The 13,398-nt window shown below is 70.7% G+C and carries 12 protein-coding genes and 1 pseudogene; 5 read left to right on the top strand and 8 right to left on the bottom strand.

Going from position 1 to position 13,398, the window contains the following annotated elements; genetic code table 11:
- From GWI24_RS28815 to GWI24_RS28805, 3 genes and pseudogenes are all read left to right on the top strand, one after another.
- A pseudogene (locus GWI24_RS28815) lies at nt 1-1,140 on the top strand (glycosyl transferase); the annotation flags it as partial.
- A gap of 168 nt (nt 1,141-1,308) precedes the next feature.
- Complete coding sequence (locus GWI24_RS28810; RefSeq protein WP_210948813.1) at nt 1,309-2,832, top strand: MFS transporter; 1,524 nt, start codon at nt 1,309-1,311, stop codon at nt 2,830-2,832.
- Nucleotides 2,833-2,913: 81 nt separating this feature from the next.
- Nucleotides 2,914-3,696: a TetR/AcrR family transcriptional regulator gene (locus GWI24_RS28805; RefSeq protein ID WP_210948812.1), complete on the top strand. Its 783-nt coding sequence runs from the start codon at nt 2,914-2,916 to the stop codon at nt 3,694-3,696.
- Between the two features lie 73 nt (nt 3,697-3,769).
- Here GWI24_RS28805 and GWI24_RS28800 read toward each other — a convergent pair whose 3' ends face one another.
- From GWI24_RS28800 to GWI24_RS28790, 3 genes are all read right to left on the bottom strand, one after another.
- The gene (locus GWI24_RS28800; RefSeq protein WP_210948811.1) at nt 3,770-4,621 is read right to left on the bottom strand and encodes a YceI family protein; all 852 of its coding nucleotides are present in this window, start codon (nt 4,619-4,621) and stop codon (nt 3,770-3,772) included.
- A 329-nt stretch (nt 4,622-4,950) separates the two neighbouring features.
- Nucleotides 4,951-7,590: an MFS transporter gene (locus GWI24_RS28795; RefSeq protein WP_210948810.1), complete on the bottom strand. Its 2,640-nt coding sequence runs from the start codon at nt 7,588-7,590 to the stop codon at nt 4,951-4,953.
- Between the two features lie 8 nt (nt 7,591-7,598).
- Complete coding sequence (locus GWI24_RS28790; protein WP_210948809.1) at nt 7,599-8,087, bottom strand: MarR family transcriptional regulator; 489 nt, start codon at nt 8,085-8,087, stop codon at nt 7,599-7,601.
- Nucleotides 8,088-8,297: 210 nt separating this feature from the next.
- Here GWI24_RS28790 and GWI24_RS28785 point away from each other — a divergent pair, with 210 nt between their 5' ends.
- Nucleotides 8,298-8,498, top strand: coding sequence for a hypothetical protein (locus tag GWI24_RS28785; protein ID WP_210948808.1), 201 nt, complete (start codon nt 8,298-8,300; stop codon nt 8,496-8,498).
- A 105-nt stretch (nt 8,499-8,603) separates the two neighbouring features.
- On the opposite strand, the gene GWI24_RS28780 is transcribed toward GWI24_RS28785, so the two are convergent.
- The 4 genes from GWI24_RS28780 to GWI24_RS28765 all read right to left on the bottom strand — a co-directional run bounded on the left by GWI24_RS28780 (nt 8,604) and on the right by GWI24_RS28765 (nt 11,672).
- Nucleotides 8,604-9,428 (bottom strand): hypothetical protein, encoded by an 825-nt coding sequence (locus GWI24_RS28780; RefSeq protein WP_210948807.1) that lies wholly within the window; start codon nt 9,426-9,428, stop codon nt 8,604-8,606.
- A gap of 66 nt (nt 9,429-9,494) precedes the next feature.
- Entirely contained in the window at nt 9,495-10,325 is an 831-nt protein-coding gene (locus GWI24_RS28775; RefSeq protein WP_210948806.1) for an RNA polymerase sigma factor SigF, read from the bottom strand.
- A gap of 187 nt (nt 10,326-10,512) precedes the next feature.
- Nucleotides 10,513-11,346: an RNA polymerase sigma factor SigF gene (locus GWI24_RS28770; RefSeq protein WP_037956765.1), complete on the bottom strand. Its 834-nt coding sequence runs from the start codon at nt 11,344-11,346 to the stop codon at nt 10,513-10,515.
- A 161-nt stretch (nt 11,347-11,507) separates the two neighbouring features.
- On the bottom strand, nt 11,508-11,672 hold the full coding sequence (locus GWI24_RS28765; RefSeq protein WP_165556256.1) for a hypothetical protein: 165 nt from the start codon (nt 11,670-11,672) through the stop codon (nt 11,508-11,510).
- 230 nt (nt 11,673-11,902) lie between these two features.
- Here GWI24_RS28765 and GWI24_RS28760 point away from each other — a divergent pair, with 230 nt between their 5' ends.
- Entirely contained in the window at nt 11,903-12,928 is a 1,026-nt protein-coding gene (locus GWI24_RS28760; RefSeq protein ID WP_210948805.1) for a 6-phosphofructokinase, read from the top strand.
- 46 nt (nt 12,929-12,974) lie between these two features.
- Here GWI24_RS28760 and GWI24_RS28755 read toward each other — a convergent pair.
- On the bottom strand, nt 12,975-13,398 hold a 424-nt coding region (locus GWI24_RS28755; RefSeq protein ID WP_210948804.1), incomplete at its 5' end, for a universal stress protein.

Raw genomic sequence — 13,398 nt, 5'->3', positions numbered from 1 at the left:
CAGTACTACAACATCGCCCTGGCGCCCTATATCGCGGCGCTCGTGGGCATGGGCGCGGCCCTGCTGTGGGAGCGGCGAAGCGAGGGCGGCCGGGCGGGGGCGGCGGCCTCGGCGGTGCTGGCCGTCACGGTCGCGGTCACCGCGTACATGTCGTACGTCCTGCTGGGGCGGTCGCCGGACTGGCACCCCTGGCTGCGCTGGGCGGTGCTGATCGGCGGACTCGCGGCGGCGGCCGGGCTGCTGCTGACGGCGCGCCTGGGGCGGAGGGCGGCGCTGGCCGCGGCGGGCCTCGGCCTCGCGGCGGGGCTGGCCGGGCCGGTCGCGTACACGCTCAACACGGTGGACACCCCGAAGCACGGCTCCATCGTGACGGCCGGTCCGTCAGTGGCGGGGGGCATGGGCGGTCCCGGTGGCCGCTTCCCGGGCGGTGGCCGGGGCGGTCCGCCGGGGATGCAGAACGGAGGCCAGGGCGCGGGCCAGCAGGGGCAGGGCCAAGGTCAGGGCAATCAGCAGGGTGGTCAGGGCCAGCAGGGCCAGGGCGGTTCGCAGGGCATGCCGGGTGGCGGCACCGGCGGTGGCACCGGCGGCGGTCAGCCGGGTGGTGGCCAGAACGGCTTCCCGGGCGGCGGTCAGTCCCCGCGCAACGGCACGGGCAACGCCCAGGGCGGCCAGGGGCAGAACGGCCGGCCGGGCATGCTGCCCGGCGGCGGCATGGGCGAGGGCGGCCGCCGTGGCGGCGGCATGGGCGGACTGCTCGACGGCCAGCAGGTCGACGCCGACGTGGAGGCGAAGCTGGCGAAGAACGCCGACGACTACACCTGGGCGGCCGCGGCGATCGGCTCCCAGAACGCCGCTGGCTACCAACTCGCCACCGAGAAGCCCGTGATGGCCATCGGCGGCTTCAACGGCAGTGACCCGTCCCCGACGCTCGCCCAGTTCAAGGAGTATGTGAAGCAGGGCAAGATCCACTACTTCATCTCCTCGGGCACCGGCATGGGCGGCGGGCCGGGCGGCGGCCAGGGGACCTCGTCCCGGATCACCTCCTGGATCGAGTCCACCTACAAGAAGGTCACCGTGGGCAGCACCACGCTCTATGACCTGACCCAGAAGGCGGCCAAGACCTCGAAGTCCTCCGACTGATTCCGGAGTCGTACGGGCCGGTGGTCGCGGGTTCACCCCCGCGATCACCGGCCCGTACGCGTATGCGACGCGCGCACATAATTCGCTGTACGCCGTACAGCGACGCTTGTACGGTGTAAGACCCAGCACATCGTCATACACCGTAGAAGCCCCCTGCCTGGAGTCCCCATGACGGTCTCGACCGCTGACGCCGCCTCCGCGCCACCCGACCAGTCCCCGGGTGGTCATCCCCAGCGCTGGCTGATCCTCGCCGTGATCTGCCTCGCCCAGCTCACCGTGTTGCTGGACAACACGATCCTCAATGTGGCGGTCCCCTCCCTGGCCAGGGAGATGGATGCCCGCACGGCCGACATCCAGTGGATGATCAACGCCTATTCGCTGGTCCAGTCGGGGCTGCTGCTCACCGCGGGCAGCGCCGCCGACCGCTATGGGCGGAAGAAGCTGCTGGTCGCCGGGCTCGCCCTGTTCGGCATCGGCTCATTCGCGGCGTCGATGGCGCAGGACCCCGGCCAGCTGATCGCCGCCCGCGCGGGCATGGGGATCGGCGGGGCGCTGCTGATGACCACGACGCTCGCGGTCGTGGTGCAGGTCTTCGACGAGGGCGAACGGGCCAAGGCCATCGGGCTGTGGGGTGCGGTCAGCTCGCTCGGCTTCGCCGCGGGGCCGCTGATCGGCGGCTCGCTGCTGGAGCACTTCTGGTGGGGCTCGATCTTCCTGATCAATATCCCGGTCGCGCTGCTCGGGCTGGTGGCCGTGGTCTGGATGGTGCCGGAGTCGAAGACGCCGACCAGCGACCGCCCCGATCTGCTCGGCGCGCTGCTGTCCACGGTCGGCATGACCGGCATCGTCTTCGCGATCATCTCCGGGCCGGAGCACGGCTGGACCTCCAGCCGGGTGCTGCTGTCGGCCTTCATCGGCGTCACCGTGATGACCGGATTCGCGCTGTGGGAGCGTCATATCCCGTATCCGATGCTGGACATGCACTTCTTCCGCAACCGCCGGTTCGTGGGCGCGGTGGCGGGCGGCATCCTGGTGGCCTTCGGGATGGGCGGTTCGCTCTTCCTGCTCACCCAGCATCTGCAGTTCGTGCTCGGCTATGACGCGCTGGACGCGGGGCTGCGCACCGCGCCGCTCGCGCTGGTGATCGTCGCGCTCAATCTCACCGGCGTCGGCGCGCGGCTGCTGCCCAAGCTCGGGACCCCGGTGACGATCGTCGGCGGGATGGGGCTGCTCGCGGCCGGTCTCGCCGCCATCGCGACGCTCGGTGCGCATGGCTATGGCGGGATGCTCTTCGGGCTGGTGGTGATGGGGGCCGGTATCGCGCTGGCCATGCCCGCGATGGCGAACGCCATCATGTCGGCCATCCCGCCGGAGAAGGCGGGGGTGGGCGCGGGGGTCAACGGCACGCTCACCGAATGCGGCAACGGGCTCGGTGTCGCCGTCCTCGGCGCCGTGCTCAACTCCCGCTTCGGCTCGCTGCTGCCCGCGGTCGCCACCGGAGCGGGCTCGCTCCCGGCCGCCCTCGCCGCCGCCCGTACCCCCGAGGACCGCGAGGCCGTCGCGGACGCCTTCGCCTCGGGTGTGGAGACCAGCCAGCTGGTCGGCGCGGCGGCCGTGCTGGCGGGTGGAGTGCTGGCCGCGCTGCTGCTCAGCAGGGCCGAACGATCTTCACAGGAGGCCCCGGCGGCATAGCATCTTCAGGTAGTGAGGTGCCGCGTGCCCGGGCCCGGGACATATGTGGCGCCAGCGCACCGGAGAAAGAGAGGCGCCGCCATGGCAACCGGCAGCCGCACCGTCCGCCCGCGGTCCAGCGTCTGGCTCTCCGAGCGCAAAACCCCCAGGCGCAAGGGCGACCAGCAGCCCGTCGGGCTCGACCATCTGAAGATCGTCGCGGCGACGATGCGGCTGCTGGACGCCGAGGGGCTTTCCGGCTTCTCGATGCGCCGGCTCGCGGCGGAGCTCGGGGTGACCGCCATGTCGGTCTACTGGTACGTGGAGACCAAGGACCATCTGCTCGAACTCGCCCTGGACGCGGCCATGGGCGAGATAGCGCTGCCCATCGAGACCGTCGGCGCCGTCGAGGGCCTCGAGCACACCCCGGCCGAGCCGCGGGACTGGCGTGACCAGCTACGCCAGATGGCCACCGAGTACCGCCGGGTGCTGGTGCGGCATCCCTGGCTGCCCGCGCTGCTGGGGGAGTACCTCAACATCGGGCCCAACGCGGTGGGCTTCAGCAAGGCCGCGCTGGCCGTGATGCGCAACAGCGGAGTGCCGGACGACAGGGTCACCAGCGCGCTGTCCCTCGTCTATCAGTTCGTCTACGGCTTCGGCACGATCGAGGGCCGCTTCGCCGCCCGCTGCCGGGCGGACGGAGTCACCCAGGACGAGCTGTTCCACGAGATGATGAGCTCGGTCGAGGACCGTTCGGACTTCGACGAGCAGCGGAAAATCATGGAGGCTCGCGGCGGCACCACGGTCCAGGAGATGCACGACCGCGACTTCACCTTCGCCCTGGACCTCGCGATCGCCGGTATCGAGACCCTGCTGGACCGATAGCGCGCCGGGCGGGTCGGCGCGCCGGCCCGGAACACCGGAACATCGGGCGCGGGGGCCTCAGGCGCGGGGGGCCTCAGGCCGTGGGGAGTTCCTCGCCCTGCACAGCCTGTATGTCCAGCTCCACCCGCAGGGTCGTGCCGATCGCCGCGATGCCCGCCGCGACCACCTGGTTGTAGTTCATCGCGAAGTCCTCGCGGCGCAGCTCGGCGACGGCCCGGAAGGCCGCCCGCACCCCGCCCCAGGGGTCGGGACCCGTGCCCAGGTACGTCAGGTCCAGATCCACGTCCCGGACCACGCCGTGCATCGACAGCTCGCCATGGACCGTCCAGCGGTCGGCTCCGGCCGCGCTCAGATGCGTGCTCCGGTACGTCAGCTCCGGGAACTCCTCCACATTGAGGAAGTCGGGCGACTTCAGATGGCCGTCCCGCATCGTGTTGCCGGTGTCGATGCTGGCGGCCCGCATGACCGCCTCGACGCGCGACTTCTCGATGTCCTCGGCGACCTCGATCCGCCCGCCGAACTCCGTGAACCGGCCGTGCACGCTCGAGATCCCCAGATGCTGGGCGACCGCGGCCACCGTCGAATGCACCGGGTCGATCGTCCATGCCCCGGGCGGCGGAAGCTCCACCCCGCCCTGGCGCGCCAGCACCACCGTGCCCACGTCGGCCCGCCCGGAGGCCGTGACGATCGCCGTGGAGGCGACCGGGGCGTAGCCGACCGCGGTGGCGATGATCGTGTACGGCCCCGGCGGCAGCGGCTCGTCGCTCCGCACGGCGCCATCCGTGTCGGCCTGCGCGCGCAGCACCTGGGCGCCCGTCATATCGGTGACGGTCAGCACCGCGTGCTGGACCGCCCAGCCGTCGCGGGTGCGGATCCGGGCCCGCAGTCCCGCTCCCCCGCCTGCTCCTGCTCCTGTGGTCGTCATGCCGCGTTTCGCTCCCGCTCGGGTGTCGCCGTGTTGCTCGTCTTGCTCGGCGTGTCGCTCATGTCACTCATGTCGCCCGGCGCGCTGGTCGTGCGCGCCGTGCTGGTGGTACTCGCCGTGCTGGTCGTAATCGTCGTGCTGGTGGTACCCGTCGTGCTGGTGGTACTCGTCGTGTCTGTGCACCGGATCCGGGCGGCGGCGTCAGGCCGTCCCCTGCCTTCACTACACCGCCGCCGGGATCCGGGTTCCGGGTCCGGCCGAGAAATCCGCCGCCCGGGCCGGGCCCGGGGCGCGTCTCCGCTCTTGCGCGCCCCGGGCCCGGGGTTCCGTCACTCGCCCGGGTGGGCGAGCTCCACGTCGTGGCCGTCGACGCCGGGCCCGGAGACCGTCAGCGCCCCCGCGACCGGCGGGTAGCCGCTCGCGATGACCGTGTAGTCGCCCGCGTCCAGGTCGGTGAAGGCGTACGCGCCGTCCTCACCGGTGGTGGCGGTGGCGACCACGTTCCCGGCCGAGTCCACGAGGGTGACCCGCGCGTCGGGCAGCGGCCGCCGGTCGGCACCGGCCCGGACTATGCCCTGCACCCGGGCGCCGGCCTGCAGCGCTATCTCCACCCGGGTCAGCCCCTGGGCCCCCACCTCGACGGGCAGGGCCGCGGGCCGGTAGCCCGGCGCGTTCACCGCGACCGTGAAGGTCCCGGAGACCAGCTCCTCGAAGCCGAAGTCGCCCTGCTCACCGGTCTTCCCGGTGGCCAGCACCTCACCGCGGACATCGGTGACCACGACCATCGCCGCGTCCACCGGCCGGCCGTCGGCGGCACCGCGCACGGTGCCCACCAGACCGCTGGTGGCCGACAGGACGATGTCGAAGCCGAGCGGCTCGTCCCCGACCACGACCGTGGACGCCTGCGGCTGGTGGCCGTCGGCCGCCGCGATCAGGACGTACGAGCCGGAACCCGGCGCGTCCAGGGCGTACGAGCCGTCGGGGTGCGCCACGGAACGGCCCAGCTGCCGCCCCGCGAGCGAGATCAGCGTCACCGCGGCGCGGGCGACGGGGCCGCCCTCCGCGTTCCGCACGAAGCCGTGCACACCCTGCCGGGGCTGACGGTCCGCACCGTCGCCCCCGGCGGAGGCGAAGGCGGTAAGGCGCTGCGGAACGGTGGCCGACTGCGGAGCGCTGGCCGCGAAGGCACCGTCGGCGCCCGGCTCGTACACCCCGGCGGCCGGGGCGCCCACGAGCGCGGGCTCGAGGTCGGCGACCTGCCCGGTGGCCGCCGTGGCCGCCATCGCGTCGGCAGGGGCCGCGTCCGCGGCCGGGGCGTCCGAGGCGGCCGCGGCGGTCTGCTGGGAGCCGGAGTTGGTCTTCAGGGCGACCTCCTTGATGAACAGGGTCAGCAGCAGCCCGAGGAACGCGGCCGGGGCGGCGAAGAGGAAGACGTCCGCGACACCGTGGCCATAGGCGCTCTCCATGATCGTGCGCAGCGGCTCGGGCAGCGCCTTGACGTTGGGGATGCCACCGCCGCCGGTGCCGCCGTGGCCCAGCGCGGCGCCCTTGGGGCCGAGGTCGGCCAGGCCGTCCTTGACGTAGTGGGTGACGCGGTTGGCGAGCACCGCGCCGAGCGCCGAGACGCCCACCGCACCGCCCAGGGAGCGGAAGAAGGTGACGACGGCGCTGGCCGCGCCGAGGTCCTGCGGGGCCACCTGGTTCTGGGTGGCCAGCACCAGGTTCTGCATCATCATGCCGATGCCGAGGCCCATGAGCGCCATGTAGATCGCCATGTGCCAGTACGGGGTGTCGTACCGGATGGTGCCCAGCAGCCCGAGACCCGCGGTCACCAGCACACCACCGATGACCAGCCATGCCTTCCAGCGACCGGTCTTGGTGATGACCTGACCGGAAACGGTCGAGGAGATAAACAGGCCACCGATCATCGGAATGGTCATGACGCCGGACATCGTGGGCGTCTCACCGCGCGCCAGCTGGAAGTACTGGCTGAAGAAGACGGTGCCGGAGAACATCGCGATACCGACGAACAGCGACGCCAGCGAGGCGAGGGTGATCGTCTTGTTGCGGAACAGCCGCAGCGGGATGATCGGCTCGCTCGCCTTGGACTCGATCAGCAGGAAGATCAGACCGAGCGCGATCGAACCGCCGACCATGGCGTAGGTCTGCCACGAGATCCAGTCGTACTTGTCGCCCGCGAAGGTGACCCAGATCAGCAGCAGCGAGACCGCGGCGCTGATGAAGAAGGCGCCGCCCCAGTCGACCTTGACGTCCCGCTTCACCACCGGGAGCTTCAGGGTCTTCTGAAGGACGATCAGCGCGATGACGGCGAACGGGACGCCGACGTAGAAGCACCAGCGCCAGCCCAGCCAGTCGGTGTCGGTGATCACGCCGCCCAGCAGCGGACCGCCGACGGTCGCGACGGCGAAGGTCGCGCCGAGGTAGCCGCTGTAACGGCCGCGCTCACGCGGGGAGATCATCGCCGCCATGACGACCTGGGCGAGGGCGGACAGACCGCCGACGCCGACGCCCTGCACCACACGGCAGGCGATCAGCATGCGGGGGTTCTGCGACAGACCGGCCACCACGGAGCCGGCGACGTAGATCAGCAGGGCGATCTGGACCAGCAGCTTCTTGCTGAAGAGATCGGAGAGCTTGCCCCACAGCGGGGTGGCGGCGGTCATGGCCAGCAGGGTGGCGGTGACGACCCAGGTGTAGGCGGACTGGCCGCCGTGGAGATCGGAGATGATCTCGGGCAGCGCGTTGGAGACGATCGTCGACGACAGGATCGCGACGAACATCCCCAGCAGCAGCCCGGAGAGCGCCTCCATGATCTGCCGGTGGGTCATCGGCGCCGGGGAGTCCGCGTCTTGGCCGTGCTGGCCTCTGTGGCCTCCTCCGCCGTGCTTGGCGTGGGCGGGGTGCCCCGCGGGTCCCCGCACACCGCCGTCCGGTGTGGTCGTTGCCATGAAGTTCCTTAACGTTGCGAAGGTGTACGGGTGATGCTGGTCTCCGCCTGATGCGGCAGAGCCCGGGAACGGGTGTCCCCGAAACTCGACCGCAACCGGGCGAGAAGTTCATTGAGGCGGTCGACGTCCTCGTCCGACCAGTCGCTCAGACAGCTGGCGAGCGCGTTCGTGTAGCGCTCGGAGACCTGACCGAGCAGTGCTCGACCGCTGGGGTTGATGGTCAGCAGCCGCGACCGCCGGTCGAGCGGATCGGGCTTGCGGTCCACCCAGCCGCGGTTCGCGACATGCGCCACATGCCGGCTGGTCACCGACATGTCGATGTCGAGCAGCTCGGCGAGCTTGCCCATGCGCATCTCGCCGTAGCGGTCGAGGAGCATCAGGACGACGGCGGAGCCCGATGGGCAGTCGGCCGGCAGGGCGCGCCCGAGCCCGCGCTTGACGGTGCCGATGGCGCTGAGCTGCCGGGCCAGCTCCTCATAGTGGCGCTGCGTGGCCACGGCACCCCCAGTGGGATTGATCAGATCGTCAGTTGCTTAAGGCAACCATAGAAGAAGTTAGTTGCTACAGGCAAATGAAAGGGTGGTCTGGGCGGTAAATTGCCGTTAAAGAGTCGTCCTGGAGTCGGTCAAGCGGGGCGGCTGAGGTGCAAGAGGCTGCTGAGACCCGGGGGTGTCCCGGAATCCGCTCGTTCGCTAGGGTCGGGGCTCATGGCGAACAACCCCCAGAGCCCCAACGGGAACCAGGACCCGGCCGGCTCCACTCAGATGTTCCGCGCCTTCGTCGACGAGGGCACTCGGCAGCCTCAGACGTCCACCGCATCGGGCGGCGGTTCGCGCGTCGGCCTGATCGTCGGTGTGATCGCGGCGGTCGTGATCGTCGCGGCGGTGGCCTGGCTGGCGCTGGGCTGAGCCGCGAAGCCCTGACGCTTCCAGCGGGGGTCTGAGCTCCTGCGGGGGCCCTGAGCTCCCGCGAGGGCCTGAGTTCCCGCGCCCCTTACGGCTGCCAGGCCGGCCTTAGGGCTTCCAGCTGACCGAGACGTCCTGTGTCTCGATATGCATACCCAGCGGCACCCGCCAGTCGTCCACGCACACCGTCCAGGTCTTCTCCTTCTTCTGGCCCGCGCCGATCGGCGCGGGCAGCTCTTCCTTGGACTCCAGCGTGGCCCAGTCGATGCCGAGGGCGTCGATCACATGCGTCCCGAAGGTGACGGTGCCCGAGGCGACGGGCGCTCCTCCGGTGTTGCGGAACTCGACCTTCACCTTTTCGCACCAGCGCTCATCGGTCGCCGTGCGCTCCGGCTTGCCGACCTTGAGGGCGGCCGGTCCGGTGGGCGTGGGGGTGCCGGAGGGGTCCGAGGAACCCGAGCCCGGGCCGGAGGGCGAGGGCTCGCCGGGTTCGTCGCCCTTGGGGCCGTCGTCGCCCTTGGGGCCGTCGTCCGTACGCCCCGGGGCCCCGGAGCCGCTCTTCCCGCCGTCCGGGCCGCCCGAGCCGTCCGTACGGCCGGGGGCCTTCGCGGATGCCGAGGGCGCCCGCGAGGCCGGTCCGTCCGTGGTGGCGGTGGGTCCGGCCGCGCCCCGATCGCGCTTCCCGTCCGTGCCGCCCTTACCGTCGCGATCGTTGTCCGTGCCGTCCTCGTCCAGGGGCACCAGGTCGACGTCGCCCTTGGGTGGCACGGCGTTCGCGGTCGGCCGGCCGTCGGGTCCGGCCGCCCCGGCGGCCACATAGCCGTCGCCGCCACCGCCGCAGCCGCTGAGGAGTGCCCCCAGGCACAGCGCGGCCGCCGAGGAGGCGATTGCCTTGCCTCGGCGGCCCGTTGTCCGGCTCCATGCGTATCGCATCGGGCCAGTGTGGCTGACGACCCGTCAGGTGTACAGGGATCCGGCAGGGGACCGGCCAGTGGCGGCTCAGTCCGAGATCAGGCCCTCGCGCAGCTGGGCCAGGGTCCGGGTGAGCAGCCGGGAGACATGCATCTGGGAGATCCCGACCTCTTCGCCGATTTGCGACTGCGTCATATTGGCGAAGAAGCGCAGCATGATGATCTGGCGCTCGCGCGGCGGCAGTTTGGCCAGCAGGGGCTTGAGCGACTCGCGGTACTCCACGCCCTCCAGTGCGCTGTCCTCGTACCCCAGCCGGTCGGCGAGCGACCCCTCGCCGCCCTCGTCCTCGGGGGACGGGGAGTCCAGCGAGCTGGCCGTGTAGGCATTGCCCACCGCGAGCCCGTCGACCACGTCCTCCTCGGAGACGCCCAGCGCCGTGGCGAGCTCCGTGACGGTCGGGGAGCGGTCGAGCTTCTGTGACAGCTCGTCACTGGCCTTGGTGAGGGCCAGGCGCAGCTCCTGCAGCCGCCGCGGGACCCGCACCGACCAGCTGGTGTCGCGGAAGAACCGCTTGATCTCGCCCACGACGGTCGGCATGGCGAACGTCGGGAACTCCACGCCCCGTTCGCAGTCGAAGCGGTCGATCGCCTTGATCAGGCCGATGGTGCCGACCTGGACGATGTCCTCCATCGGCTCGTTGCGGCTGCGGAACCGGGCCGCCGCGTAGCGGACGAGCGGGAGGTTCAGCTCGATGAGGGTGTCACGGACGTAGCCGGCCTCCGCACTGTCCTTGTCGAGTGTGGCGAGCCGCAGGAAGAGGGAGCGGGAGAGGGTGCGGGTGTCGATGGCGTCGCAGTCGTCAGGCATGTGCGGTGCGTCGTTGTTGAGCACCTTCGAGCTGCCCAGTTCTACGGACATGCCACCCCCTAGAGGTCGCGGACGGATCCCAGCTGCGCGGTTCGCGTCCGACGCAGCCTCCCCCTGAATACCGGAGGTGGGGCCGCGGCAAACGCGGTTCCTGCAGAATGTCACATGTCGGCAACACGCTGTAGCGCCATGTCGACATTACAGCCTTGAGACCCGGGGCGGAGGTCCCTCGCAAGGATCAGGACTCGATCCGGTTTGCGGATCTCAGCCGGGCGAAGCTCCGGGACAGCAGCCGGGACACATGCATCTGGGAGACGCCGAGCTCGGCGCTGATCTGAGATTGCGTCAAGTTGCTGTAGTAACGGAGCAAAAGGATACGCTGTTCGCGCTCGGGCAGTTGAACGAGCAGATGGCGCACCAGATCGCGGTGCTCGACTCCGGCGAGTGCGGGGTCCTCGTAGCCGAGCCGGTCGACCAGTCCGGGCAGTCCGTCGCCCTCCTGGGCGGCCTCCAGGGAGGTGGCGTGATACGAGCGGCCCGCCTCGATGCAGGCCAGCACCTCCTCCTCGCTGAGCTTGAGCCGTTCGGCGATCTCGGCCGTCGTCGGGGAGCGGCCGTGCAGCACGGTCAGGTCCTCGGTCGCGCCGTTGACCTGTACCCATAGCTCGTGCAACCGGCGCGGGACGTGGACGGTGCGGACGTTGTCGCGGAAGTAGCGCTTGATCTCGCCCACGACGGTCGGCATGGCGAAGGTCGGGAACTGCACCCCGCGGTCCGGGTCGAACCGGTCGATCGCGTTGATCAGGCCGATGGTGCCGACCTGGATCACGTCCTCCATGGGCTCGTTGCGGCTGCGGAAGCGGGCCGCGGCGTAGCGGACCAGCGGCAGATTGGCCTCGATCAGCGCGGCGCGCACGCGGGCGTGCTCGGGGGTTCCGGGGGTGAGGCCCGAGAGCTCGGCGAAGAGCACCTGGGTGAGCGCTCTGGCGTCAGCCCCGCGGCTTCTGCCGCTTTCGCTGCCGCCATCGCCCTGGGGCGGGGTTCTGGGCGCGGTACGGGCTGACACGGTCACGCCACCCCTTCACGATGTACTCACCCGGCAAAAGCGGTCATAGCATCACAAGACATGTGCACTGTGTGCAAGCACCGCTTTACCACGTGTTGGTGGAGGAATCGCCCGATAAGGGGCCAAAAGAGCGGGGGTTCGAGGGCGGGGACGGGAGGCGGGTGAGGCTAGTTGGTCAGTTCCGTCATGAACTCGCCGACGCTCTTGGCGGCGTCCGATATGCCCTCGAAACCGACCTGGACGAGGTCGGCTGCCCGGGCCGGCGTCTTGATGATCGTGTACAGCACGAAGACGATCAGCATATAGAGCGCGATTTTCTTCGCCTGGGCCATCTGTGCTGCCTCTCCCCGCTGTGCCCTTGTGCAGTTGCGAGAGTCTATCCACACCTCTGGCGCATCAGTCGTATCAGTCGGATGAACAGATCGGTGTTGTGGGGACACCCCTACGCCGCTGTGGGCGCCGCGCTACATATGGGTGGATTCTGGAGAAAGGGGGGTGGCAAGAGTGGCGCCGGAAGAAGCGGCGACGGCAGCGGCTCGCGCCGTCGGCGGAGGGAGCGGAGATGCGTGTCGGTGTGCTGACCGGTGGCGGTGACTGCCCCGGGCTCAACGCCGCGATCCGCGGCATCGTCCGGAAGGGCGTGGAGGTCCACGGTTTCGAATTCGTCGGGGTGCGGGACGGCTGGCGCGGCGCGCTCGAAGGAGCCATCGTGCCGCTGGACGTCCCGGCCGTGCGCGGCATCCTGCCGCGCGGCGGCACCATCCTCGGCTCCTCCCGGACCAACCCCCTGGCCGGCGAGGACGGGGTCGACCGGGTGCGGGAGACGCTCGCCGAGTACGAGGTGGACGCGCTCATCGCGATCGGCGGCGAGGACACGCTCGGGGTCGCCGCGGCGCTCGCGGGCGAGGGCATCCAGGTGGTCGGGGTGCCCAAGACGATCGACAACGACGTGGCGGGCACCGACTACACCTTCGGCTTCGACACCGCCGTCAACATCGCAACCGAGGCGATCGACCGGCTGCACACCACCGCCGAATCCCACACCCGCACCCTGGTCGTCGAGGTCATGGGGCGGCACTCCGGCTGGATCGCCCTCCACTCGGGCATCGCGGGCGGTGCCAACGTCATCCTGATCCCCGAGCAGCCCTTCGACATCGACCAGGTCTGCGCCTGGGTGGAGAACCGCTTCACGATCAGATACGCACCGATCGTGGTGGTGGCGGAGGGGGCCGTGCCGAAGAAGGGCCAGATGGTGGTCAAGGACTCCAGCCTGGACGAGTTCGGCCATGTCCGGCTGTCCGGTATCGGCGAGTGGCTGTCCCATGAGATCGCCGATCACACCGGTAAGGAGGCCCGCACCACGGTTCTGGGCCATATCCAGCGCGGTGGGACGCCCAGCGCCTTCGACCGCTGGCTGGCCACCCGCTTCGGGCTCCGCGCGATCGACACGGTCAAGGACCGGGACTTCGGCACGATGGTGGCGCTGCGCGGCACGGACATCGTGCGGATACCGCTCGCGGAGGCCACGGTGGGCACCAAGGGCGTCGATCCGGCGCTGTACTCGGAATTCGGGGTCTTCTTCGGCTGAGCGCCTGCGGGAGGCGGGCTCAGGGCTCAGGCGCGGAGGGGTGTGCTCAGGGCCCGGGGTGCGGTACGACCGCCACCGGGCAGCGGGCGTGGTGCAACACCGCATGGGCCACCGGGCCGAGTCGCAGCTGGGTGGGCCGGGTGGCCGTACGGCGCCCGATCACCAGCAGCCCGGCCCGCTCCGAGGCCCTGACCAGCGCCTCCGCCGGATTGAGCAGAACGACATCCGGCACCACGGTGACCTCGGGGCAGCCCTCCCGCCACGGCCGCAGGGCGTCGGAGACCACCTGGCTCTCCTGGTCCTCCCACATCGCGCGGTCCTCCTCCAGCACCGTGAGCATCCAGGCCGACGGGGAGGCCGGGGGCAGCGCCCAGGCGTTCACCACCCGCAGCGGGACGCCCCGCTCCTGGGCGGCGCGGAAGGCGAAGGCGGTCGGTGCCTCCGCCGGGGCGTGCGCGTCGAAGCCGAGC

Origin of the sequence: Streptomyces sp. MK37H, assembly GCF_018035285.1 — a bacterium.
Lineage (GTDB): Bacteria > Actinomycetota > Actinomycetes > Streptomycetales > Streptomycetaceae > Streptomyces > Streptomyces endocoffeicus.
The sequence above is the reverse complement of the archived record's forward strand: the minus strand, read 5'-3'. Positions and strand labels throughout refer to the sequence as shown.

Bases quoted from the DNA above. Each gene is read 5' to 3' on its own strand.
- GWI24_RS28795 (WP_210948810.1), bottom strand. From the start codon at position 7,590: ATGGCAACGACCACACCGGACGGCGGTGTGCGGGGACCCGCGGGGCAC.
- GWI24_RS28805 (WP_210948812.1), top strand. From the start codon at position 2,914: ATGGCAACCGGCAGCCGCACCGTCCGCCCGCGGTCCAGCGTCTGGCTC.
- GWI24_RS28785 (WP_210948808.1), top strand. From the start codon at position 8,298: ATGGCGAACAACCCCCAGAGCCCCAACGGGAACCAGGACCCGGCCGGC.
- GWI24_RS28760 (WP_210948805.1), top strand. From the start codon at position 11,903: ATGCGTGTCGGTGTGCTGACCGGTGGCGGTGACTGCCCCGGGCTCAAC.
- GWI24_RS28780 (WP_210948807.1), bottom strand. From the start codon at position 9,428: ATGCGATACGCATGGAGCCGGACAACGGGCCGCCGAGGCAAGGCAATC.
- GWI24_RS28775 (WP_210948806.1), bottom strand. From the start codon at position 10,325: ATGTCCGTAGAACTGGGCAGCTCGAAGGTGCTCAACAACGACGCACCG.
- GWI24_RS28765 (WP_165556256.1), bottom strand. From the start codon at position 11,672: ATGGCCCAGGCGAAGAAAATCGCGCTCTATATGCTGATCGTCTTCGTG.
- GWI24_RS28800 (WP_210948811.1), bottom strand. From the start codon at position 4,621: ATGACGACCACAGGAGCAGGAGCAGGCGGGGGAGCGGGACTGCGGGCC.
- GWI24_RS28810 (WP_210948813.1), top strand. From the start codon at position 1,309: ATGACGGTCTCGACCGCTGACGCCGCCTCCGCGCCACCCGACCAGTCC.